This is a genomic window from Curtobacterium sp. PhB190 (genome assembly GCF_004365385.1).
GTDB lineage: Bacteria > Actinomycetota > Actinomycetes > Actinomycetales > Microbacteriaceae > Curtobacterium.
Genome location: NZ_SODN01000004.1, coordinates 1 through 21,895, shown reverse-complemented (window position 1 = coordinate 21,895; position 21,895 = coordinate 1). Strand labels below are relative to the sequence as shown.

Sequence of the window (21,895 nt, the reverse complement as noted above, 5' to 3'; positions counted from 1 at the left end):
GGCTCAGTTGTTCGACGGGAAGCCGAGGTTGATGCCGCCGTGCGACGGGTCGAGCCAGCGGCTCGTGATCGCCTTCTGGCGGGTGAAGAAGCTCACGCCGTCGGCACCGTACGCCTTGTGGTCACCGAACAGCGAGTTCTTCCAGCCGCCGAACGAGAAGTACGCGACCGGCACGGGGATCGGGACGTTGATGCCGATCATGCCGACCTGCACGTCGCGCTGGAAGCGACGGGCAGCGCCGCCGTCGTTGGTGAAGATGGCGGTCCCGTTGCCGTACGCACCCGAGTTGATGAGCTCGAGGCCCTCTTCGTACGTGGCGACGCGGACGACGCTCAGCACCGGGCCGAAGATCTCCTCGGTGTAGACGCGGCTCGTGGTGGGGACCTGGTCGATCAGCGTCGGGCCCAGCCAGAAGCCGTTCTCGTCGCCGTCGGGTCGGACGGTGCGGCCGTCCACCACAACCACCGCACCGTCCTGCTCTGCGACCTCGATGTACGAGGCGACCTTGTCACGGTGCTGCTTCGTGACGAGCGGGCCCATGTCGCATCCGCGACGACCGTCGCCGATGCGCAGGGTGGCCGCGCGGTCCTTGATCTTCTGGATGAGCTCGTCGGCCACCGGCTCGACGGCGACGACGACCGAGATCGCCATGCAGCGCTCACCGGCGGAGCCGAAGCCCGCGTTGATGGCGTTGTCCGCGACCAGGTCGAGGTCGGCGTCCGGCAGCACCAGCATGTGGTTCTTCGCGCCGCCCAGGGCCTGCACGCGCTTGCCGTGCTTCGTGCCGGTCTCGTAGACGTACTGCGCGATCGGCGTCGAACCGACGAACGAGATCGACTCGACGTCGGGGCTCGTGAGCAGGCCGTCGACGCTCAGCTTGTCGCCGTTGAGGACGTTGAAGACACCGTCGGGGAGACCGGCCTCGGAGAACTTCTCAGCGAGCCAGATGGCGGCGCTCGGGTCCTTCTCGGACGGCTTCAGCACGACGGTGTTGCCCGCGGCGATCGCGATCGGCAGGAACCACAGCGGCACCATCGCCGGGAAGTTGAAGGGGCTGATGATGCCCACGACGCCGAGCGGCTGCCGGATCGAGTACACGTCGATGCCGGTCGAGACCTGGTCGGAGAACTCGCCCTTGAGCAGGCTCGGGATGTTCGTCGCGAGCTCCACGACCTCCTGCCCACGGGCGATCTCACCCAGCGCGTCGTCGATGACCTTGCCGTGCTCGCTCGTGATGATCTCGGCGAGCTCGCCCTTGTCGCGGTTCAGGATCTCGCGGAACGAGAACAGGATCTGCTGGCGCTTGGTGAGCGACAGGTTGCTCCACGCCGGGAACGCCGCCTTGGCGCTCGCGATGGCGGTCTGGATCTCGTCCTCGTTCGCCAGGGCGACCTGCTTCGTCGCGACGCCCAGGGCCGGGTCGTACACGGGGGCGCTGTTGCCCGACGCGGACTCGACGTGCTTGCCGCCGATCCAGTGGCCGACGGTGGTGGTGGCGGTCTCCGTGGTGGTCATGCGTTGCTTCCTTCGAGTGTGGTGGCTTGTTCGTGCGTGGTGCCGGCGTTCGCGGTGCCGGCGCTCCCGGTGTGGACGAGGCCGGCGGCCACGTCGACCGCGGTGGCGACGTCGCCGTCCGGCGGGTAGAGCAGGGTCCGGCCGACGACCAGGCCGCGCACGCCGGGCAGGGCCAGGGCATCGGCCCACTTGGCGTACGTCTCGAGCGGCTTGCTCGACGGGTCGCCACCGAGCAGGAGCGTCGGCAGCGTCGTCGCCGCCATCACCCGCTCCATGTCGTCGACGACCGGGATCTTGAGCCAGCTGTAGGCGCTGGACTCCCCCAGGCCCGCGGCGATCGCCATCGAGGTGATGACGGCGTCGGCGGTCAGGTCGTTCACGACCCGGCCGTCCTGCCACGCGGACATGAACGGCTCGAGCATGATCGGCAGCTGGAGTGCGGCGGCCTCGCTGACGGCGCGGGCCGTGGCCTCGAGCGTCGGGGCCGTGCCCGCGTCCTCGAGCGCGATGCGCACCAGGAGCTTGGCGAAGTCGAGCCCGGAGTCCTTGATGGCCTGCGCCGAGTACGCGGTGTAGCGATCGTCCATCTCGAACGTCGCGCCGCGCAGCCCGCCGCGGTTCATCGACCCGACGACGACCTTGCCGTCGAGGGCGCCGAGCAGTGCCAGGTCCTCGAGGATGTCGGGCGTCCCGAGCACCCCGTCGACCCCGGGGCGACCGAGCGCCGTGACGAGCCGCTCGAGCAGGTCGTAGCGGTCGGCCATGGCGGACTCGTCGTTCCGGACCGCCAGGGCACCGCGTGCCGGGTGGTCGGCGGCGACGATGAAGAGCTTGCCGTCGTCGGCGAGCAGGGAGCGCTTGTGCCGAGCGTCGAGCACGGACCGCACCAGTTCGGGCTGTCCGGCGCGGATGTCCCGGAGGCGCTGGAAGTCAGCGGGGCTGATCTCAGGCATGGGTCTTCTCCTCGGTGTTGGTCGCACCCGTGCTGGTGTGGTTCGTGCCGTCGGCGGGGTTGCTGGCGATGAACGACTCGATCTCGTCGCTCGTGGGCATCGCCGTCGAGCACTCGAACCGGGTCGCGACGATGGCGCCGGCGGCGTTGCAGAAGGCGAGGATCCGTTCGAGACCCCAGCCCTGCAGCAGGCCGTGGGTCAGCGCGCCACCGAAGCCGTCGCCCGAACCGAGCCCGTTGACGACCTCGATGTGGTGCGGGCGGAACTCGACGAACTCGTCGCGGGTCTTCGCCAGCACGCCCTTGGGACCCTGCTTGACGATGGCGATCTCGACGCCGCGCTCGAGCAGGGCGTCGGCGGCACGGACCGGATCGGTCTCACCGACGGCGACCTCGCACTCCTCGCGGTTGCCGACGGCGACCGTGGCGTGTTCGAGGGCGACGGCGACCTCGCGCGTCGCGGCCTCGGGGCTCGACCAGAACATCGAGCGGTAGTCCAGGTCCAAGACGGTGTGGTTCTTCGTGCTGTTCTGCGCGGCTGTGCGCGCTTCGTACGCGACGTGGTGTGCCTGCCGACTCGGCTCTTCGCTCAGGCCGGTCACCGTGGTCCAGAAGATCTTCGCCCGCTCGATCTCGTGCAGCGGCAGCGACTTCGCCGTGATCATCAGGTCCGGCGCCTTCGGGGCACGGTAGAAGTACAGCGGGAAGTCGTCCGGCGGGAAGATCTCGCAGAACGCGACGGGGGTGTTCAGCCCCTCGACCGTCTCGACGAAGGCGTTCGCGACGCCGAACTCCGGCAGGGTGCGGGCGATGTACCGGCCGAAGGGGTCGTTGCCGGTGCGGGTGATGACCGCGGCGTCGGCACCGTGGCGCGCTGCGGCGATGGCGACGTTGGTCGCGCTGCCGCCGACGGACTTCGAGAACGTCATGACGTCTTCGAGTGGGCCGGTCTGCTGCGGGTAGATGTCGACGCTGACGCGTCCCATCGTGATCACGTCGTAGGCGTGGGGAGCGGGGTTCGTCATGCGACGTGGTGGACCTTCCGTGCGGCTTCATCGGCGGACGTTCACGACTGTACACCGTGTTTGCCCTAATGTCATGACATGGTTTTCGGGGCTGGTCCCGCCGGGCGCGTGGCCGCGTCGGTGTGCCGGGACGCCCGGCGTCGGTGTGCCGGGAGGCCCGGTGTCGGTGGGTCCTGCCAAGGTCACGACATGCAGATCCTCGCCCTGGTCATCGGTCTCGTGATCGGCATCGCCGTCGGTGCGGTCGTCGCCTGGTCGCTCGCGCGGTCGCGCGCCGGCGTCGACGCCGCCGCGTCGCGCGCGAGCGCCGAGGCGCTCCGCACACGGCTCGACGAGGTCAGGCGCGACGCCGAGGAACGCCTCGACGCGCAGGACGCCCAGTACCGCCGACAGGTCGACTCTCTCGAACGGCGCTCGGCCGAGCTCGAGCACCTCGTGCAGCGCATGCACGGCGCGGACTCGGCCCGGAACCAGAACGAGTCGAAGGTGCTGTCCGCCCTCAGCCCCGTCGCGCAGACCCTCGACGTCATGCGCACGAAGATCGCCGAGCTCGAGCAGTCCCGCAGCGAGCAGTACGGCGCCCTGTCCGCCCAGCTCCGCTCGGCCGCCGAGTCCGAGGAACGCCTGCGCGCCACGGCCGACACCCTGGCCAGTGCCCTGTCGTCGAACAGCACCCGCGGGGTGTGGGGCGAGACGCAGCTGCGCAACGTGGTCGAGGCCGCCGGGTTGCTCGAACGGGTCGACTTCGACGTGCAGTCCTCGGTCACCACCTCGGCCGGCACCGCCCGCCCCGACATGGTCGTGCACCTGCCCGGCGGCAAGACCATCGCCGTCGACGCCAAGGTGCCGTTCAGTGCGTACCTGCAGGCCGCCGAGATCCCGGTGACGGCTACCGGCGCCGAGGGTGCTCGCCGCGACCAGCTCATCGGGCAGCACGTCAAGGCGCTCCGCGCGCACGTCGACGCCCTGGCCGCGCGCGAGTACTGGACCGGGTACGACGCCTCCCCCGAGCTCACCGTCGCCTTCATCCCGTCCGAGTCCCTCATCTCGAGCGCCCTCGCCGCCGACCCAGGCCTGCTCGACCACGCCTTCCGCAAGCGCATCGCCCTCGCCTCACCCGTGACCCTGTGGTCCGTGCTGAAGACCGTCGCGTTCTCGTGGCAGCAGGACGTCGTCTCGCAAGAGGCGCACGAGCTCTTCCGGGTCTCGCGCGAACTCTACGGCCGACTGTCCACGATGGCGGGACACGTCGACAAGCTCGGGCGTTCGATCCGGGGCTCCGTCGTCGACTACAACCGGTTCGTGGGGTCGCTCGAGCGGCAGGTGCTGCCGAGTGCACGGCGGTTGTCGCTGCTCGACGAGTCGAAGGTCATCGCGGACCCGGCGTCGATCGAGGACGAGCCGCGGTTGCTCACGGCGCCGGAGCTGGTGGGGGCGGTCGACGAGGACTGACCGTCACCCCGTGGATCAGGCCTCGTCAGCTGCGGTGATGTAGCGCGGCGGGATGACCAACGCCAGCGTGACGCGGTCGTGGCCTTCCGAGAACTCGACGCCTTCCCGGTGCGCGCGACCCGCATCGACCCGCAGCAGGACGGGAGCGGGAGACTTGCGTCGACCCGCTTGCATCGCCAGCTCTCGATCAGTCGTCAGATGCGCGTACTGGCGCCCCATGGGCGAGAGACCATCGCGCAGGATCGACTCAGCCGCCGCGGGAGAAGTCGCGTGCCAGAGCACCGGTCGCGGCACGATCATTGGCTTCACGATGCGCTCGTCGGTCGAGTGGCCGTACTGTGCGCGGATCAGGTCACCCTCCACCGCGAAGCGCTGCTTGTCAGACTCGGCGACGATGCGGCGCAAGTCCTCCACCGTTGTGACCACGCCCGACCGCGCCAAGGCTCCGGCGAGATCTGCGAGCGGGACGCTCCCGTCGGCGCCGAGCTCCAGCCCGTACGCACCCGGTTCGTGCCGCAACGCGTGCGACATCGCCTTGCTGATCGACGTGTCCTTTCGGGGCATGCCTCAGTCCTCTTCCTGCTCCGCGAGCCACACTGCTCGGTGCTCCTCCATTTCCTCCCACCAGACGTCGAACGACGTCCACTGACCCCGGTATTCCGTCCGGGGCGAAGCGAACGTGTGGATGATCAGGACAGGAGGGTTGCCCGAACGGTCGCCACCGTCGAAACAGAACACGTCGTCCGTGTCCTGGTGCTTCGCGAAGGGCACGAGGGAACGGGTCGGATACTGCTCCGCAACGATGTCAGCCCAGTTCTTTGTCTGGCTCTCGTACTCAGACGTCCACATGAAGGGATCGATGGCGGGAAGCGGGTCTTGTGCAAGGGCACGTTGGAAGCGCTCGGGGTACTGGAATCCCTCGGGTGCGATCAAGCGCGCCTCGACTTGCCGTTCCTCGACGGTTGTTAGTCGACGTTCCCTCACTGTGGTGCTCCGGTGAGCTTCGGGAGGTCGTGAGACCCAGCTGGATTCGCTTTCGACCAATTCGTGCCTTGCGACTTATCCGAACCTCAGCCGCTTCGGCTTCGCGAGGTTCATCGCCGCTTGAGGTTCAAGAGATCTTGATCATCGAGTTTCCCGAGCGCCGAATCGCGCTCAGCCTCTGGTGTGCGCGTGAGCGTCTCGAGTTCTTCGTCCGTCAGCGGGAGCATCGAGACGAACGTGGTCTGCACTTCACGGCCATCACGACGGGTCGCTGACTCGGCCGGGAGCCACGGGTTCACATCGGCGATCAAGCCCGAGATGCGCGTTCCGATGAGAAGCGGTTCGCTGTTCCCGACCAGATCCCCGTAGGTGAACCCGCGCCCGCGTTCAAGGGCGACTTCCAATGCTGTCTGCAGCAGAATGAGCGCGCCCTCCCAGTGGTCAGCTTGCACTGTCACGAGGAGTTCTTGGGGAAACATGCTTGCGATCGGACGCTCAGCCAGTCCCGCGGACATCACCACGACGAACGGTTCCTTGGGGCCGGAGATCGCCAGAAGGTCGATTCCATCGACCTCGCCTACCTGCTGCGCAGTACCGACGTCGGCTCCGAGGAATGAGGCAATCCATCCTACGTCTTGCACAACACGTGGCAGGGTCATGCACGCTCCCTCTTGGCCGCTGCGTCAAGGGTCTTGATCAGGGGCTTCGGCGCCAGGAATGCTCGCGCGAACCCTTGAGCGGTGAAGCCGTCTGCACCAACTTTGCGGGCTTTGGCTCCGGCTCTCAACATCGCATTTGCACCCGACACCGCGTCGCCCACAGCGAGCGGGTGCGGGTTTGGTCGATTTGGTCGCACAGGAAGAGCACGTCGGACGAGGAGACGAAGCGGGGTCTCCCCATCTACCGTCGAGTTGAGCACGGCCGGATCGCCTCGAACTGCCGCTTGAATATCGGCGAGTGACCCGCGCGCAGCGGCCTCAAACACGACTGATCCATCCCCCTCGTCGTCATCGACCGCCCGGTCTCCGTGCAGCGCGGTGATGATCCCGGCGGGCGCGTCCGCAAAGATTCGAGCGTAGCTCAGCGGGGTCGCGCCAAGGTCGTTGACGGAGCAGGGATCGGCTCCGGCAGCGAGCAAGAGGGTCACCGGATCGATTCCGCCGTCACCCGAGTTGGCTACTGCGAGCTGGAGAGCCGTCGACCCCCATCGATCCCGCGCGTCTACCTCCACCCCGAGGTCCAAGAGCGCTCGCATCGCTTGCACCGCACCTTTCTGAGCGGCGAAGTGGAGCGGCGTGATGGCATCCGGGTTCACTCGTGACGCTGCCGACGCTTCGAAACCTTCAGCTGCTGTCCTCGCGATCGCCCTCGGATCGTCGGCCGTGATCGCGTCCCAGAAAGCAGAACTGTCGGTTGCAGTGCTCATCGGTTGATTCTATCCAGCGCTTCCGCGTCCGGCCTCGTGCGCATGTGACATGTTCTCGTCAGGATCCTCGAGCCGGAACTTCTTCGGATCGTTCTCGTGTTCGATGACGCGCCGTCGACTCCATCCGTTCTCCGTGGCATGAATGCGGGTCTCGCTCCACTCGTGGCCAGGGCGGTGCCCGTAATGCACCGCTCCGGCCTCCGGCACAGTCATGCCGGTGTCAGACGGACGACCCGTCTTCGGATCATGCAGCACAGGGTGCCCCTCCGGCGTCCGTTTGATCGGGATGACGGTACCGGTACCGGTACCGGAAAGGATGTCACCGTCGGGGGTCCGCTCTGCGTCCCGGATGATCGCCAACTTGGTGTCTTTCCGCAGCTGAACTCTGCTCCGGACGGCTGGGTTGGCGCGCACACGCGCGGCTAGTTCTGGGGAGACGTCCCGCAGCGTTCTCCTGATCTTCGTGCCTGTCTCGACAGCCTTCGTCGAGGCGGCGACCACCTTCGGAGCGCTTGCGAGCTTGCCAGCTACCCGCGCGATCGCCGCGGTTCGTCCCAGACCGCTGGCCAACGGGACGCAGTCGAGCAGGGAGAACGCGAGGTCCCACCCGTCGGCTTCACCCTTGCTCATCTTGTACAACGTGTCCGCCAACACCACGAGCGCGATCGCCGCGATGATCAACGTCCACGGCCCCGGGATGATCATCGCGATGATCCCACCCACCGCCACGACGACCTTCGCCACCGACACGATGGTCTCCCACGCCTCGGACCCGAAGATCTTGTCCCACGTGGACTGCTTCCCCAGCCCCGCGTCGGCCGCTTCACCGATCTTCGTCGCGGTCCGCTGCTCCGCGTCCTGCCAGTCACCCTTCGCATCGGCGACGAGCCGCTTCGCTGCGTCGATCCGCGACTGCGCCGCCGCGATGTCGCCCTGCGCGGACGACACGGACCCCTGCGCGACGGAGGCGTTGTCGGACGCCGCCCGCAACTGCGCCGGCGACGGCACGTCCACCCCGTCCGGCACCTCGGACCCAGCCGGGTACTTGTCGGCGACGGTGCTCAAGCGAGACGACGCCGACTGGTAGTGCGACAGGTTCGACTGCGCATCGGAGAGCCGGTCCTGCGCCGCGGCGAGGCCCCCGGAGGCGTCCTTCGCGTCCGCGAGCGCACCATCAGCCCGGTACTGGGTGTCATCGACCGTGTCCGCCCACCCCGACAACGCCGTCGCGGCGAGTTCGTACGAGTCGACGAGCTTGGTCAGGTCCGACGGGGTGTCCTCGATCGCGTCGACGAACACGTCCGCCGCTTCACCCTCCCAGTCGGTCAGCCACCCGGACCCCTTGACCGACTTCAACCGGGTCGAGGCGTCATCCGCTGCGTCGGAGATGCGCTGGTACTCCCGCGACATCATCCGCAACGTCGACGGATCACCCTTGACCGGATCATCACCCTGATCGACAACATCCCACCCCGACGGCCGCCCCATCATTCCTCCCCAGGTCCGATCTCCGCACACTTCTTCACAGATGTGCGGTTGTGACCGCATCAGGGGTCACAGATGCCGATGATTCGAATCATCGTGTGCTCTCGTCCCGTGCACGGGAAAACCCGTCCGCGCCACGCGACGACGTGGTGCGGACGGGTCTCGACGGTTCAGCGATGACTCGCGCCGATCAGGATCTCGCAGGGATCAGAACCACTTCTCCGCGCGGTGGTCCGCCTGGATCCGGCGGATGGTGTTCGAGCGGGACCGCAGCACGAGCGAGTCGGTGTGGATGACGCCGCGCGAGCGACGGACACCGTCGACCAGCACGCCGTCGGTGACGCCGGTGGCGACGAAGAACGTGTTGTCACCCGTGACCAGGTCGTCCTGGTCGAGGACCTTGTCCAGGTCGTGGCCGGCGGCGATGGCGCGCTCGCGCTCCTCGTCGTCCTTCGGCTGCAGCTTGCCGAGGATCACGCCGCCGAGCGCCTTGATCGCGCACGCCGTGATGATGCCCTCGGGAGTGCCACCGACACCGACGCACATGTCGATCGTCGAGCCGGGCAGCGCGGCGGCGATGCCACCGGCGACGTCACCGTCGAGCAGCAGACGCGTGCCGGCGCCGGTCGCACGGATCGCGCGGATCAGCTCGTCGTGGCGGGGACGGTCGAGCACGGCCACGACCATGTCCTCGAGGTCCTTGCCCTTGGCCTTCGCCAGCGCGCGGATGTTCTCGCCGATCGGCTTCTCGAGGTCCAGGACCCCGCGACCCTCGGGGCCGGCGGCGATCTTGTCCATGTAGAACACGGCGGAGGGGTCGTACATCGAACCGCGGTCCGAGACGGCCATGACGGAGATGGCGTTCTGACGGCCGGCGGCGGTGAGCGAGGTGCCGTCGATCGGGTCGACCGCGATGTCGCAGGCCGGGCCGTGGCCGTTGCCGACGTGCTCGCCGTTGTAGAGCATCGGGGCGTTGTCCTTCTCGCCCTCACCGATGACGACGACGCCGTCGAAGTTCACGGTGCCGAGGAACTTGCGCATCGCGTCGACCGCGGCGCCGTCGGCGAGGTTCTTCTCACCACGTCCGACCCACGGCTGCGCACGGATCGCGGCGGCCTCCGTCGCACGCACGAGCTCGAGGGCCAGGTTGCGGTCGGGCTGGAGGAACAGGGAGCCGGTTTCCGTAGAGGGAGTCACGACCCGAGCCTACCGACCGGCGGCCGACCGGCGGTCCGGACACCGGGCCCGTGCACGCATGTGCACGTCGGACGCGAGCCGACCGCGTAACCCGCACCGTCCCTCCAGTCCGGCTGACTACGATCGGCGGGGACATCACCGAAGTCGAAGGAGATCCACGTGCCCATCGCAACGCCGGAACAGTACGCCGAGATGATCGAACGCGCGAAGGCGGGCAAGTTCGCGTACCCCGCGGTCAACGTGTCCTCGTCGCAGACCATCAACGCGGTCCTCCAGGGCCTGCAGGAGTCCGGTTCGGACGGCATCCTCCAGGTCACGACGGGCGGTGCCGACTACTTCGCCGGCCAGACGATCAAGAACCGTGCCGCCGGTGCCCTCGCGATGGCGAAGTTCGCCCACGAGGTCGCGAAGAACTACGACATCACGGTCGCGCTGCACACCGACCACTGCCCGAAGGACGCCCTCGACGGCTTCGTCCTGCCGCTCATCGCGGCGAGCGAGGAAGAGGTCCGTGCCGGCCGCAACCCGATCTTCCAGTCGCACATGTGGGACGGCTCGGCCGTGCCGCTCGACGAGAACATCGAGATCGCGAAGACCATGCTGTCGAAGACGCGGAACATCAACGCGATCCTCGAGGTCGAGATCGGCGTCGTCGGCGGCGAAGAGGATGGCGTCGAGCACGAGGGCACGAACGACGCCCTCTACACGACCCCGAACGACGTCGAGAAGGTCGTCGATGCACTCGGTCTGGGCGACAAGGGCCGCTGGATCGCCGCGCTGACCTTCGGCAACGTGCACGGCGTCTACAAGCCCGGCAACGTGAAGCTCCGCCCCGAGCTCCTCGGTGAGATCCAGGCCTCGGTCGCAGCCAAGCACGGCACTGGCGAGAACCCCCTCGACCTCGTCTTCCACGGCGGCTCCGGCTCGACCGACGACGAGATCCACGAGGCCGTCCGCAACGGCGTCATCAAGATGAACATCGACACGGACACGCAGTACGCGTTCACGCGCTCGATCGCCGACTCGATGTTCCGGAACTACGAGGGTGTCCTGAAGATCGACGGCGAGGTCGGCAACAAGAAGCAGTACGACCCCCGCGCCTGGGGCAAGGTCGCCGAGTCCGCCATGGCGGCTCGCGTGGGCGAGGCCGCGAAGGTGCTCGGCTCCGCCGGTCACACCAAGGGCTGACACCGGGAGCAACTGCCAGGAGGAACGGGGCGCGTCCGACGGACGTGCCCCGTTCTGCGTCCGGTCGACTCCACCGCATGCCACGATGGGCAGGTGACCGTCGACGCCATCGCCTCCGAGTTCGCCCAGTTCGTCACCGAGTCGCCCACCGCGTTCCACGCGGCAGCGGCCGCCCGCGACCGCCTCGTCGCAGCCGGGTTCACCGAGCTGTCCGAGCTCGACGCCTGGCCGACCGAACCCGGCGCGTACGTCGTGGTCCGCGACGGTGCGGTCATCGCGTGGCGCCTGCCGGAGGGTGCAACGGCGACGGCACCGTTCCGGATCCTCGGCGCACACACCGACTCCCCCGGGTTCCGGATCAAGCCGAACCCCGGAGTCCGCACCGGCGGGTGGGAGCAGCTGAACGTCGAGGTCTACGGCGGCGCGCTCCTGTCGACGTGGTTCGACCGCGACCTGCGCATCGCCGGCCGGGTCGTCGACGCCGACGGCAGCGTGCGGCTCGTCAGCACCGACGCGGTCGCCCGCATCCCGAACCTCGCGATCCACCTCGACCGCGGGGTGAACGACGGCAAGGAGATCGACCGCCAACGCCACACGCTGCCGATCGTCGGGGTGGACGGCGACGCCGGAGGGACCTCGGTCGTGGAGTGGCTGCGCGCTCGCCTCGGAGACGATGCAGTCTCGTGGGACCTCTTCCTCGCCGACACCCAGGCCCCCGCCCGCATCGGCATCGAGCGCGAGTTCCTGGCGTCGGGCCGGATGGACAACCTGACGAGCGTGCACGCCGGACTCCGCGGCATCGTGGACGCTCCGGCCGACGGTGACCACATCCCCGTGTTCGCGGCGTTCGACCACGAGGAGATCGGTTCCTCGACCCCGTCCGGTGCCGGTGGCCCGTTCCTCGAGGACGTCCTCGGCCGCGTGCAGGAGGGTCTCGGCGCCACCCGCTCCGAGGCCGCTCGAGCGTTCCGCGCCTCGTGGCTGCTGTCGAGCGACGCCGGGCACCTGGTGCACCCGAACCAGCCGGAGAAGCACGACCCGACGAACCGTCCGCGCCCCGGCGCCGGTCCGCTGCTGAAGATCAGCGCGAACCAGCGCTACATGACCGAGGCCAAGGGCGAGGCCGTCTGGGCCGCCGCGTGCGACACCGCCGAGGTGCCGTGGCAGCCGTTCGTCAACGTCAACACGATCCCCGGTGGCTCGACCATCGGCCCGATCGCGGCGACCCGGCTCGGGATCCCGACGATCGACATCGGCGTCGGGCTGCTGTCGATGCACTCGATCCGCGAGCTCGTGCACGTCGAGGACCTGGCGTCACTGCACGGCGCCGTCGCGGCGTTCCTGGCAGGCTGAGCCCCGCCCGGCTGATCCCGCCCGGCTGAGCCCTGGCCGGCGTTCGCGGGCCGGGGTGGTCGCGACTCCCCGCGCGCGCAAGACCGAGTGGTCACGAACTGTCGGGGGCCCCGGCGCCGGACGACACTTCGTGACCGCTCGACGGCGGGCATGCGGCGTGTTGCGACCACTCGACGCGCGGATGCCAGCGCCGCGAGCAGCCTGGCGGTCAGGCGGTCCGAGGGTCAGGCGCCGGCCTGGCGCATCATGAACTCGACGAACTGCGGGTCCTGGAACACCACGACGACGAACGCGATGGTGCTCACGAACGTGGCCACGACTGCGCCGACGATCGGCACCCAGAACGTGCGCTTGCGTGCCCGGAGCCGGCGGATCGACCACCACGCCACGAGCGCGAAGACCACGACGTTCGTGATCGCCCCGATGATCGCGGCACCGCTCAGTGCACTCGGGTCGTTCAGCGCCGTGTACTGCGTCTCGAGGGTCCGACGCACCGTCGACGCGACGTTGGTCACCGCGAGGGACTGCACCACGGAGATGAGTCCGAAGGCGAGCAGCCCGACCGTCAGGACGAAGTCGGCGGGCGTGCGGCCGAACCGGCTCGTCGACGCGGACCGCTGCGGCCCGCCCGTGGTCGGGTCGCCGGCTGCGCCGGGTCGGCCTGGAGGCACGGTGCCGGTCGGCGCACCGGCACCGGACCGGTACGCGGTCGCGCCGTCCTGCCCGGCCTGGCTCGCCGCCTGCTGGCGGCGGTCGCGCTCCTGCTGCTCGCGCTCCTGACGTTCCTGTTCGACCAGGACCGGGTTGACCCATCCCTCGGGCGCGTACTCGCCGTACGCGGGGGCGGGTCGGCCGTGGACCCGGCCGCTGACGGCACCGGCGGCCGTCGTCGGGGACGTGCCCCGGGCCTCCTGGCCGGGTGCCGCCGTGTCGTCGACGTGACCCGGCTCGCGCTGCGGCACCGAGCCCCAGCCGTCCGCGCCGCTCATGCCCGACGCCCGCCGAGCGCGCGCGTCGGGTTGCCCGACGCGTCGGTGCGGAGCTCCTTGGGGAGCGAGAACATCAGGTCTTCGTGTGCGGTCACCACTTCTTCCACGGCGCCGTACCCGGCGTCGGCGAGTTGTTCGAGGACCTCGGCGACGAGCTCTTCGGGGACAGACGCGCCGCTCGTGACGCCGACGGTGGCGACGCCGTCGAGCCACTCCTGGCGGATTTCCTCCGCGTAGTCGACGCGGTGCGCGGCCTTCGCCCCGTGCTCCAGGGCGACCTCGACCAGACGGACGCTGTTCGACGAGTTCGCGGAGCCGACGACGATCACCAGGTCGGTGCCCGGGGCGACCTTCTTGATCGCGACCTGGCGGTTCTGGGTGGCGTAGCAGATGTCGTCGGACGGCGGATCCTGGATGGTCGGGTACTTCTCGCGCAGCAGGCGGACGGTCTCCATCGTCTCGTCGACGCTCAGCGTGGTCTGCGACAACCAGACGAGGTTGTCGGGATCGGGGACGTCGAGCGCGGCGACGTCGTCCGGGCCGTTGACCAGGATCGTGCGCTCGGGGGCGTGGCCCATCGTGCCCTCGACCTCTTCGTGGCCGGTGTGCCCGATCAGGATGATGGTCCGCTCGGCCTTGGCGAACCGGGTGGCCTCGCGGTGGACCTTGGTGACCAGGGGGCAGGTGGCGTCGATGGCATGCAGGTCGCGGTCGGCGGCACCGGCCACGACGGCGGGTGAGACGCCGTGGGCGCTGAAGACGACGTGCGAACCGCGCGGGACCTCGGCGACGTCGTCGACGAACACCGCACCGCGCTGCTCGAGGGTCGACACGACGTGGACGTTGTGGACGATCTGCTTGCGGACGTAGACGGGCTCGCCGTACTGCTCGAGCGCCTTCTCGACCGCCACCACCGCCCGGTCGACCCCGGCGCAGTAGCCACGGGGTGCCGCGAGCAGCACCTTCTTCGGACCGGCGACCGGCTCGTCACGCAGTCGCCCACGCGCCGCGTGCACACGCGGTGGGGCGAGCGGGACCGTGTGGCCGTTGGTGATCGTCACGTCCCCGATGATAGGTGAGCGGGACGCACGCGACCTGGGCGCGGGGGCCGGCTGTGGAGAACCCGCCGCTCGCCCGCTGTCACCGGTGTCGGGCACGATGGACGTCCCGCACGAGAAGGAGCGACATGGCGATCGAACAAGGCCCGCCGACGGCCGACAACCCGTGGCCGGTCGCGCTCCTCGGCGCGAAGCTCCGCGACTGGATCGACCGGCTCGGCACCGCGTGGATCGAGGGCGAGATCACGCAGTGGAACGTCGCCGGCGGCAACGTGTACGGCAAGCTCAAGGACGTCGAGGTCGATGCGACGGTGTCGTTCTCGATCTGGTCGAGCGTGCGGTCCCGGGTGCCGGCGGACATCAAGCAGGGCGACCGGGTCGTCGCAGCGGTCAAGCCGAACTACTGGGTCAAGGGCGGCTCGCTGACCATGCAGGTCGTCGAGATGAAGCACGTCGGCCTCGGTGACCTGCTCGAACGGCTCGAACGACTGCGCCGGACCCTGGGCGAAGAGGGGCTGTTCGACCCCGCACGCAAGAAGCGTCTGCCGTTCCTGCCGCACCGGATCGGCCTGATCACCGGCAAGGACTCCGACGCCGAGAAGGACGTCAAGCGCAACGCGCAGCTCCGGTGGCCACAGGTCGAGTTCCGCACCGTCCACACCGCGGTGCAGGGCGAGCGGACCGTGGGCGAGGTCACGGCGGCGATCCTCGAGCTCGACGCCGACCCGACGGTGGACGTCATCATCATCGCCCGCGGTGGCGGCGACTTCCAGAACCTGCTCGGCTTCAGCGACGAAGGACTCGTCCGCGCAGCAGCAGCAGCGAGCACCCCGATCGTGTCGGCCATCGGGCACGAGGCCGACCGTCCCATCCTCGACGAGGTCGCGGACCTCCGCGCCTCGACCCCGACCGACGCCGCCAAGCGCGTCGTGCCCGACGTCGCGGAGGAGCTCGCGAACGTCCGGCAGGCCCGCGCCCGCATCGGCCTGCGGTTGTCGCAGACGCTCGCGGTCGAGGCCGACCGGATCGCAGCACTCCGGTCACGCCCGGCGCTCGCGTCGACGGCGTGGCTCGTCGACACCCGCGCGGAGGAAGTGGCCCGCGACCTCTCCCGGTCGCGGGAGCTGCTCGATCGTCGGCTCGAGCGCGGCCACTCCGAGGTCGGGCACCTGACCGCCAGGCTCCGAGCACTGTCGCCGCGCGACACCCTGCGCCGCGGCTACGCGATCGTGCAGCGGGCCGACGGCGGCGTGGTGCGGTCGTCCGACGACCTCACCGGGCAGACGCCGGTGCACGTCACGCTCGGCGCGGGGACGGCGACCGGAACGCTCGAGCCGGACGGGCCGGGTCCGGACGGGTCGGGTTCGGCCGGGCCGGGTCCGGACGGGTCGGGTCCGGCTGCCTGACGCGTCGGGGTCGCCGACGGCCTGGTCACCAGCCGCGGTCGCGCAGCCAGGTCGTCGCCAACGTGCTCCACGCCTCGGCCGGCCCGAGGCCCTCGGCGAGCCCGATGCCGTGCACCCCGCGCTCGAACACGTGCAGGTCGAACGGCACCCCGTGCCGCGCCAGCGCGTGTGCGTAGGACAGCGAGTGCGTCACCGGCACGTGCTCGTCCTCGGCCGTGTGCCACAGGAAGGTCGGCGGGGTCCGGTCGTCGACGAGCAGGTCCGCGTCCACCGCGGACCGCTCGCGGACGCTCGCGCCCGGTCCGAGCAGGTTGTCGGAGCTGCCGACGTGCGGGTGGTCCGTCATCGACGTCACCGGGTAGCAGAGCACCGTCAGGTCGGGTCGGTCGTCGACGTCCGACACGGCGCGCTCGGCCGGCGTCGGTGCGTTCGACACGAGGGCCGCGAGGTGCCCGCCTGCCGACGAACCGATCACGACGATCCGCGGATCGGACGGGAGGCCCGCCCAGCGTCCGGCACGCAGGTCACGGACGAGCGCTCGGGTCGCCACCACGGCGTCCGGGTGGCGGTGCGGGGCGAGCGGGTACGCGAACACGACCGCGTCGATGCCGATCCCGTTCAGCCAGCGGGCGTACCCCTCACCCTCGTGCGGAGCGTGCATGCCGTACCCGCCGCCGGGCAGGACGACCGCGAGCGAGGGGCGGCCCGGCAGCCCGTCGCGCCCAGCGCTCGGTCCGTCCGGTGCCGGGTACCAGTCCACGCCCTCGGGGAGATCTGTCATGGCGCGACCCTACCGGCCGGTGTTCTCCCCAGGCGCAGCGGGCACGTCGGTCAGTCGGTGGACCCTCGGTAGGATCGAGTCGTGCCATCCCAGCAGGAACCCGAGCAGACCGACGTCCAGTCGCTGAGCTACGAAGCAGCCCGCGACGAACTCGTGCGCGTCGTGAGCGAGCTCGAACAGGGCTCCGCGACCCTCGAGCGCTCGCTGTCGCTCTGGGAGCGCGGCGAGGCCCTGGCCGCCCGCTGCGAAGAGTGGCTCGTCGGCGCTCGTGCCCGGCTCGACGCGGCCCGCGCGGCCAGCAGCGCCGAGGACGGCTCCGCCCGATGACCGACGCGAACGGTCGCCCGATCGTCGCCGAGCTCGGCCGACCCGAGACGGCAGAGGAGACCTGGGCCCGCAAGGACGCCGCACGGACCGCTCGCCGCCAGCACCAGACGGCCTTCAACCTCGTGATCGCGCTCATCGCGTCGCTCGGCATCGTGCTGTTCCTCGTCGCCGTGGTCGTGCGGCCGAACACCACGGTCGACCGCACCGTCGACTACCAGCAGATCGCGGCCGATGCCCACGTCGGCGACATCACCCTCGCCGCCCCCGACCTGCCGAGCGGCTTCACGTCGAACCGGGCCGACTTCTCCGACAAGACCTCGGACGACGTCGACGTCTGGACCGTCGGGTTCGTGACGCCGGACAAGCAGTACCTCAGCCTGCAGCAGGGCGTGGACGCGAACGGCTCGTGGGTCTCGAACCAGCTCGACCAGCGACCGTCGACCGGCACCCGCGTCATCGACGGCACCAAGTGGACCGTGTACGACCGACGGGCCGAGGGCTCGGATGCCGGCAACCACGCGTACTCGCTCGTGTCCACGTTCGGCACCAACACGATCGTGCTCTCCGGCACCGCCGACGACTCGTCGTACCGCACCGTGGCCACGGCCGTGACGAAGCAGTTCTCCCAGTAGCGACCGCCGGACGAATCCTGCCGGACACCCCGGCGCCCGACCACTCGACCTCATCCGACCCGATCCGAGGAGCCCCATGCCCGACCGCGCCGCCTCCACCCCGTCCGACGCCCTGCGCCTGCTCGTCGACGGCAACGCCCGCTTCGCCGCCGACAAGCGCCGCATGGGCCGCACGGACCCCGACCGCCGCACCGAGCTCCAGGGGTCGCAGGCGCCGTTCGCGACCGTCCTCGGCTGCTCCGACTCGCGCGTGCCGTTCGAGCACGTGTTCGACGCGGGCATCGGTGACCTCTTCGCCATCCGCAACGCCGGGCAGATCGTCGACGACGTCGTGCTCGGGTCGATCGAGTTCGCGGTCGTCGCGCTCGGCACCCCGCTCGTCGTCGTCCTGCGCCACACCCGGTGCGGTGCCGTCGCCGCCGCCCGCTCGGGTGAGCCGGTCCCCGCGCCGCACCTGCAGGCCCTGGTCGACGCCATCGCCCCGAGCGTCGAGAAGGTCCGCGCCACCGACGCCGAGCTCCCGCAGGAAGCGATCGGCGCCGCCCACCTCGAGGCCACGCTCCGCCAGGTGCTCGAGCGCTCCGGTGCCGTCTCCGACGCGATCGCCGAGGGCCGGCTGGCCGTCGTCGGCGCGACCTACGACCTCGGCACGGGCGAGGTCACGATCGACACGGTGGTCGGCAACGCCTGACGGCCCCTCGGCGCCGCACCCGCACGTCCCACATCCGTCGCACCGGTACAGTCGAACGAGACGCCCGGCGCCGGTTCCGTGACCCACGGAGACCTCGTGCGCCGGCGCAGTCCCCCGACGCGACCGCGTCCGGCGAGCACCCCAGGAAGGACCACGACGACGTGACCGACACCACCGAGACCGAGTTCCGCATCGAGCACGACACCATGGGCGAGGTGCGGGTGCCGAAGTCGGCGTTGTACCGCGCCCAGACCCAGCGCGCTGTCGAGAACTTCCCCATCTCGGGCACCGGGCTCGAGTCGGCCCAGATCGTGGCGCTCGCCCGCATCAAGCGCGCTGCGGCCATCGTGAACGGCGAGCTCGGCATCGTCGAGCCCGCCGTCGCCGACGCCATCGCGGGCGCGGCGGACCTGATCATCGGTGGGCAGCACCACGACCAGTTCCCCGTCGACGTGTACCAGACCGGCAGCGGCACCTCGTCGAACATGAACATGAACGAGGTCCTGGCCACGCTGGCGTCGGACATCGGCGGCACCGCGGTGCACCCGAACGACCACGTCAACGCCTCGCAGTCCTCGAACGACGTGTTCCCGACCTCGGTGCACGTCGCCGTGACCGAAGCCCTGCTGCGCTCGCTCGTCCCGGCGCTCGAGCACCTCGCCGAGTCGCTCGAGGCCAAGGCGACGCTGTGGGCCGACGCCGTGAAGTCCGGCCGCACGCACCTGATGGACGCCACCCCGGTCACCCTCGGCCAGGAGTTCGGCGGCTACGCACGCCAGATCCGCCTGGGCATCGAGCGGGTCACCGCGACGCTCCCCCGCGTCGCCGAGGTCCCGCTCGGCGGCACCGCCGTCGGCACCGGCATCAACACCCCGAAGGGCTTCCCGCAGCGGGTCATCGCCCAGCTCGCGAGCGACACCGGATTGCCGATCACCGAGGCCGTCGACCACTTCGAGGCCCAGGGCGCGCGCGACGCGCTGGTCGAGGCCTCCGGGGCGCTCAAGGTGCTCGCGGTCAGCCTGACGAAGATCAACAACGACCTGCGCTGGATGGGGTCGGGCCCGAACACCGGGCTCGGCGAACTGCACATCCCCGACCTGCAGCCGGGCTCGTCGATCATGCCCGGCAAGGTCAACCCGGTGATCCCCGAGGCCACCCTGATGGTGGGCGCGCGGGTCATCGGCAACGACGCCACCATCGCCTGGGCGGGTGCGTCCGGTGCGTTCGAGCTCAACGTCGCGATCCCCGTGATGGGGACGGCGCTGCTCGAGTCGATCCGCCTGCTGGCGAACAGCTCGCGGGTGCTGGCCGACAAGACCATCGACGGGCTGCAGGCGAACCTCGAGCGGGCCCGGGCGTTCGCCGAGTCGTCGCCGTCGATCGTCACCCCGCTCAACCGGGTCATCGGCTACGAGGCCGCGGCCAAGGTCGCGAAGTACGCCGTCGCCGAGGGCATCACCGTCCGCCAGGCCGTCATGGCACTCGGCCACGTCGAGCGTGGCGAGGTCACCGAGGAGCAGCTCGACGCGGCACTGGACGTCCTGTCCATGACCCACCCGAACTGAGCTCCTGCCGCGCAACCCCTCCGCGCTGACCCCTCCGCCAAAGCGACAGATCTCCGCGAACTGTTCGCGGAGATCTGTCGCTTTCGTGTGTGGGGAACAGCCGGGCGCTACACCAGGTCGGGCGAGTCCAGCAGGTCCGTCACGAGGGCGGCGATCGCGGAGCGCTCCGACCGCGTCAGCGTGACGTGGGCGAACAGCGGGTGGCCCTTCAGCCGCTCGATGACGCTCGCGATGCCGTCGTGCCGTCCGACCCGGAGGTTGTCGCGCTGCGCGACGTCGTGGGTGAGCACCACGCGGGAGTTCTGCCCGATGCGGGAGAGCATGGTGAGCAGCACGTTCCGTTCGAGCGACTGTGCCTCGTCGACGATCACGAACGCGTCGTGCAGGGACCGACCTCGGATGTGCGTGAGCGGCAGGACCTCGATCAAGCCGCGCTCGATCACCTCGTCGAGGACGTTGTCGGACACCACCGACCCGAGGGTGTCGTAGACCGCCTGCGCCCACGGGTTCATCTTCTCGCCGGCGTCACCGGGCAGGAACCCGAGGTCCTGGCCACCCACGGCGTACAGCGGCCGGAACACCATGATCTTCTTGTGCTGCTGCCGCTCGAGCACCGCTTCGAGCCCGGCGCACAGGGCCAACGCGGACTTGCCCGTGCCGGCGCTGCCGCCCAGGGACACGATGCCGATCTCGGAGTCGAGCAGGGCGTCGATCGCGAGCCGCTGCTCGGCGGAGCGGCCGCGCAACCCGAAGACCTCGCGGTCGCCACGGACCAGGGCGACGGAACCGGCGGTGTGCACGCGACCGAGGGCCGAACCGCGCTCGGAGTGGATGACGACACCGGTGTTGACCGGCACGCCGTCGAGCTGGACGGAGCGGATCTCCTCCTTCTCGTACAGATCGGCCATCTGTTCGCCCGAGACCTGCAGGTCGGCGATGCCGGTGTAGCCGGAGTCGACCGCGAGCTCGGCTCGGTACTCCTCGGCCGCCATGCCGATCGACGACGCCTTGACGCGCAGGGGCAGGTCCTTCGACACGACGACCACGTCGAGCCCGTCGTTCTGCAGGTTCGAGGCGACGGCGAGGATGCGGGAGTCGTTGTCGCCGAGCTGCAGCCCGGACGGCAGGACGGACTGGTTGGAGTGGTTCAGCTCGACGCGGAAGGAACCGCCGTCACCGAGCGCGATCGGGAAGTCGAGCCGTTCGTGTTCGATGCGCATCTCGTCCAGCAGCCGCAGGGCCTGCCGCGCGAAGTACCCGATCTCCGGGTCGTTGCGCTTCGACTCGAGTTCGCTGACGACCACGACGGGCAGGATCACCGCGTGCTCGGCGAAGCGGAACAAGGCCCGCGGATCGCTGAGGAGCACCGATGTGTCGAGCACGTACGTGCGCTGGGCGACCGACGTGGACGAGTCCGCGGTGGGCTGGTGCTGGGTTCCGCGAGAGACGTTCTGAGAGGTCACGACCACTCCATCCCCGGGCCGCGAGCAGCCCGGTCCATGTCCTCGAACGCGGCCGTGGAGCGGGTCCCGAAGCACCGACTGTGGCCGCTTCGATCGGGCGCGGTGCCCGATGGGGACAACGTACGTCCGCCCTCCGACACCCCGCCAGCGACACGCGGTTTCCGGCGTTACGGTCACGTGAACAACGTGACTCCGGCAGTCGACGTGGCCGACCGCCGGACGGGAGGCCCGTGGCGGCGCCGCCCCGCGCCTCCCGTCCGCCCTTCCGCACGTCCAGATCCGCGAAAGCGACAGATCTCCGCGAACCGTTCCCGGGTGGATTCAAGTGGTCGGTGCAACACCGCCTGTCAGTGACGCCGAGAGTAGCTCGTCGAGAGCTTCTCTCGGCGTCATGGCGTCGAGGCGT

Annotated in this window: 21 protein-coding genes; 8 read left to right on the top strand and 13 right to left on the bottom strand. The window is 69.8% G+C overall.

What is annotated here, in order from left to right:
• Positions 1 to 3: 3 nt before the first annotated feature.
• From EDF47_RS07460 to iolC, 3 genes are read right to left on the bottom strand one after another with little or no spacing between them, the layout of a single operon-like run.
• On the bottom strand, positions 4 to 1,515 hold the full coding sequence (locus tag EDF47_RS07460; RefSeq protein ID WP_200849151.1) for a CoA-acylating methylmalonate-semialdehyde dehydrogenase: 1,512 nt from the start codon (positions 1,513 to 1,515) through the stop codon (positions 4 to 6).
• Complete coding sequence (locus EDF47_RS07455) at positions 1,512 to 2,468, bottom strand: deoxyribose-phosphate aldolase (protein ID WP_200849152.1); 957 nt, start codon at positions 2,466 to 2,468, stop codon at positions 1,512 to 1,514. Before EDF47_RS07455 ends, EDF47_RS07460 begins: the two co-directional genes overlap by 4 nt.
• Positions 2,461 to 3,492 (bottom strand): 5-dehydro-2-deoxygluconokinase, encoded by a 1,032-nt coding sequence (gene iolC, locus EDF47_RS07450; RefSeq protein WP_133936912.1) that lies wholly within the window; start codon positions 3,490 to 3,492, stop codon positions 2,461 to 2,463. Before iolC ends, EDF47_RS07455 begins: the two co-directional genes overlap by 8 nt.
• A gap of 189 nt (positions 3,493 to 3,681) precedes the next feature.
• Between iolC and rmuC the strand changes: the two genes are divergently transcribed.
• The gene (rmuC, locus tag EDF47_RS07445) at positions 3,682 to 4,944 is read left to right on the top strand and encodes a DNA recombination protein RmuC (protein ID WP_123938997.1); all 1,263 of its coding nucleotides are present in this window, start codon (positions 3,682 to 3,684) and stop codon (positions 4,942 to 4,944) included.
• Positions 4,945 to 4,959: 15 nt separating this feature from the next.
• On the opposite strand, the gene EDF47_RS07440 is transcribed toward rmuC, so the two are convergent.
• From EDF47_RS07440 to glpX, 6 genes are all read right to left on the bottom strand, one after another.
• Positions 4,960 to 5,508 (bottom strand): RNA 2'-phosphotransferase, encoded by a 549-nt coding sequence (locus EDF47_RS07440; RefSeq protein WP_133936914.1) that lies wholly within the window; start codon positions 5,506 to 5,508, stop codon positions 4,960 to 4,962.
• Positions 5,509 to 5,511: 3 nt separating this feature from the next.
• Positions 5,512 to 5,877, bottom strand: a complete 366-nt coding sequence (locus tag EDF47_RS07435; protein WP_123938999.1) for an SMI1/KNR4 family protein — start codon at positions 5,875 to 5,877, stop codon at positions 5,512 to 5,514.
• Between the two features lie 161 nt (positions 5,878 to 6,038).
• Positions 6,039 to 6,587, bottom strand: coding sequence for a suppressor of fused domain protein (locus EDF47_RS07430; protein WP_123939000.1), 549 nt, complete (start codon positions 6,585 to 6,587; stop codon positions 6,039 to 6,041).
• On the bottom strand, positions 6,584 to 7,354 hold the full coding sequence (locus EDF47_RS07425; protein ID WP_133936916.1) for an ankyrin repeat domain-containing protein: 771 nt from the start codon (positions 7,352 to 7,354) through the stop codon (positions 6,584 to 6,586). The genes EDF47_RS07430 and EDF47_RS07425 overlap by 4 nt, the downstream gene beginning before the upstream one ends.
• Before the next feature lie 9 nt (positions 7,355 to 7,363).
• Entirely contained in the window at positions 7,364 to 8,842 is a 1,479-nt protein-coding gene (locus tag EDF47_RS07420) for a GH-E family nuclease (RefSeq protein WP_347876470.1), read from the bottom strand.
• Between the two features lie 204 nt (positions 8,843 to 9,046).
• Positions 9,047 to 10,036, bottom strand: coding sequence for a class II fructose-bisphosphatase (gene glpX / locus EDF47_RS07415; protein WP_111084799.1), 990 nt, complete (start codon positions 10,034 to 10,036; stop codon positions 9,047 to 9,049).
• A gap of 159 nt (positions 10,037 to 10,195) precedes the next feature.
• On the opposite strand from glpX, the gene fbaA reads away from it, so the two are divergent.
• On the top strand, positions 10,196 to 11,224 hold the full coding sequence (gene fbaA, locus EDF47_RS07410) for a class II fructose-bisphosphate aldolase (protein ID WP_133936920.1): 1,029 nt from the start codon (positions 10,196 to 10,198) through the stop codon (positions 11,222 to 11,224).
• A gap of 93 nt (positions 11,225 to 11,317) precedes the next feature.
• Positions 11,318 to 12,577: a M18 family aminopeptidase gene (locus EDF47_RS07405; protein WP_133936922.1), complete on the top strand. Its 1,260-nt coding sequence runs from the start codon at positions 11,318 to 11,320 to the stop codon at positions 12,575 to 12,577.
• A gap of 224 nt (positions 12,578 to 12,801) precedes the next feature.
• Here EDF47_RS07405 and EDF47_RS07400 read toward each other — a convergent pair whose 3' ends face one another.
• Positions 12,802 to 13,566, bottom strand: a complete 765-nt coding sequence (locus EDF47_RS07400; RefSeq protein WP_133936924.1) for a DUF6264 family protein — start codon at positions 13,564 to 13,566, stop codon at positions 12,802 to 12,804.
• On the bottom strand, positions 13,563 to 14,621 hold the full coding sequence (locus EDF47_RS07395; RefSeq protein WP_131845537.1) for a 4-hydroxy-3-methylbut-2-enyl diphosphate reductase: 1,059 nt from the start codon (positions 14,619 to 14,621) through the stop codon (positions 13,563 to 13,565). The genes EDF47_RS07400 and EDF47_RS07395 overlap by 4 nt, the downstream gene beginning before the upstream one ends.
• Before the next feature lie 131 nt (positions 14,622 to 14,752).
• Here EDF47_RS07395 and xseA point away from each other — a divergent pair, with 131 nt between their 5' ends.
• Complete coding sequence (gene xseA / locus EDF47_RS07390) at positions 14,753 to 16,030, top strand: exodeoxyribonuclease VII large subunit (RefSeq protein WP_131878239.1); 1,278 nt, start codon at positions 14,753 to 14,755, stop codon at positions 16,028 to 16,030.
• A gap of 25 nt (positions 16,031 to 16,055) precedes the next feature.
• Here the strand turns inward: xseA and EDF47_RS07385 are convergent, their stop codons facing one another.
• Positions 16,056 to 16,811: an alpha/beta hydrolase gene (locus EDF47_RS07385; RefSeq protein WP_133936926.1), complete on the bottom strand. Its 756-nt coding sequence runs from the start codon at positions 16,809 to 16,811 to the stop codon at positions 16,056 to 16,058.
• Positions 16,812 to 16,892: 81 nt separating this feature from the next.
• Between EDF47_RS07385 and EDF47_RS07380 the strand changes: the two genes are divergently transcribed.
• The 4 genes from EDF47_RS07380 to EDF47_RS07365 all read left to right on the top strand — a co-directional run bounded on the left by EDF47_RS07380 (position 16,893) and on the right by EDF47_RS07365 (position 20,026).
• The gene (locus EDF47_RS07380) at positions 16,893 to 17,138 is read left to right on the top strand and encodes an exodeoxyribonuclease VII small subunit (RefSeq protein WP_111084805.1); all 246 of its coding nucleotides are present in this window, start codon (positions 16,893 to 16,895) and stop codon (positions 17,136 to 17,138) included.
• Complete coding sequence (locus tag EDF47_RS07375; RefSeq protein ID WP_123340653.1) at positions 17,135 to 17,770, top strand: DUF4245 domain-containing protein; 636 nt, start codon at positions 17,135 to 17,137, stop codon at positions 17,768 to 17,770. Before EDF47_RS07380 ends, EDF47_RS07375 begins: the two co-directional genes overlap by 4 nt.
• A gap of 76 nt (positions 17,771 to 17,846) precedes the next feature.
• Positions 17,847 to 18,461 (top strand): carbonic anhydrase, encoded by a 615-nt coding sequence (locus EDF47_RS07370; protein WP_111084807.1) that lies wholly within the window; start codon positions 17,847 to 17,849, stop codon positions 18,459 to 18,461.
• Between the two features lie 161 nt (positions 18,462 to 18,622).
• Positions 18,623 to 20,026, top strand: coding sequence for a class II fumarate hydratase (locus tag EDF47_RS07365; RefSeq protein ID WP_133936928.1), 1,404 nt, complete (start codon positions 18,623 to 18,625; stop codon positions 20,024 to 20,026).
• Between the two features lie 107 nt (positions 20,027 to 20,133).
• On the opposite strand, the gene EDF47_RS07360 is transcribed toward EDF47_RS07365, so the two are convergent.
• Positions 20,134 to 21,495 carry a PhoH family protein gene (locus EDF47_RS07360; RefSeq protein WP_208320942.1) on the bottom strand — a complete coding sequence of 454 codons (1,362 nt, stop codon included), beginning with the start codon at positions 21,493 to 21,495 and terminating at the stop codon, positions 20,134 to 20,136.
• Positions 21,496 to 21,895: the final 400 nt, after the last annotated feature.

What these genes read in the sequence shown, in the direction of transcription:
- EDF47_RS07455 (WP_200849152.1), bottom strand. Translation starts at nt 2,468, where the DNA reads ATGCCTGAGATCAGCCCCGCTGACTTCCAGCGCCTCCGGGACATCCGC.
- EDF47_RS07430 (WP_123939000.1), bottom strand. Translation starts at nt 6,587, where the DNA reads ATGACCCTGCCACGTGTTGTGCAAGACGTAGGATGGATTGCCTCATTC.
- rmuC (WP_123938997.1), top strand. Translation starts at nt 3,682, where the DNA reads ATGCAGATCCTCGCCCTGGTCATCGGTCTCGTGATCGGCATCGCCGTC.
- xseA (WP_131878239.1), top strand. Translation starts at nt 14,753, where the DNA reads ATGGCGATCGAACAAGGCCCGCCGACGGCCGACAACCCGTGGCCGGTC.
- EDF47_RS07375 (WP_123340653.1), top strand. Translation starts at nt 17,135, where the DNA reads ATGACCGACGCGAACGGTCGCCCGATCGTCGCCGAGCTCGGCCGACCC.
- EDF47_RS07460 (WP_200849151.1), bottom strand. Translation starts at nt 1,515, where the DNA reads ATGACCACCACGGAGACCGCCACCACCACCGTCGGCCACTGGATCGGC.
- EDF47_RS07385 (WP_133936926.1), bottom strand. Translation starts at nt 16,811, where the DNA reads ATGACAGATCTCCCCGAGGGCGTGGACTGGTACCCGGCACCGGACGGA.
- EDF47_RS07370 (WP_111084807.1), top strand. Translation starts at nt 17,847, where the DNA reads ATGCCCGACCGCGCCGCCTCCACCCCGTCCGACGCCCTGCGCCTGCTC.
- iolC (WP_133936912.1), bottom strand. Translation starts at nt 3,492, where the DNA reads ATGACGAACCCCGCTCCCCACGCCTACGACGTGATCACGATGGGACGC.
- EDF47_RS07425 (WP_133936916.1), bottom strand. Translation starts at nt 7,354, where the DNA reads ATGAGCACTGCAACCGACAGTTCTGCTTTCTGGGACGCGATCACGGCC.
- EDF47_RS07440 (WP_133936914.1), bottom strand. Translation starts at nt 5,508, where the DNA reads ATGCCCCGAAAGGACACGTCGATCAGCAAGGCGATGTCGCACGCGTTG.
- EDF47_RS07420 (WP_347876470.1), bottom strand. Translation starts at nt 8,842, where the DNA reads ATGGGGCGGCCGTCGGGGTGGGATGTTGTCGATCAGGGTGATGATCCG.
- EDF47_RS07400 (WP_133936924.1), bottom strand. Translation starts at nt 13,566, where the DNA reads ATGAGCGGCGCGGACGGCTGGGGCTCGGTGCCGCAGCGCGAGCCGGGT.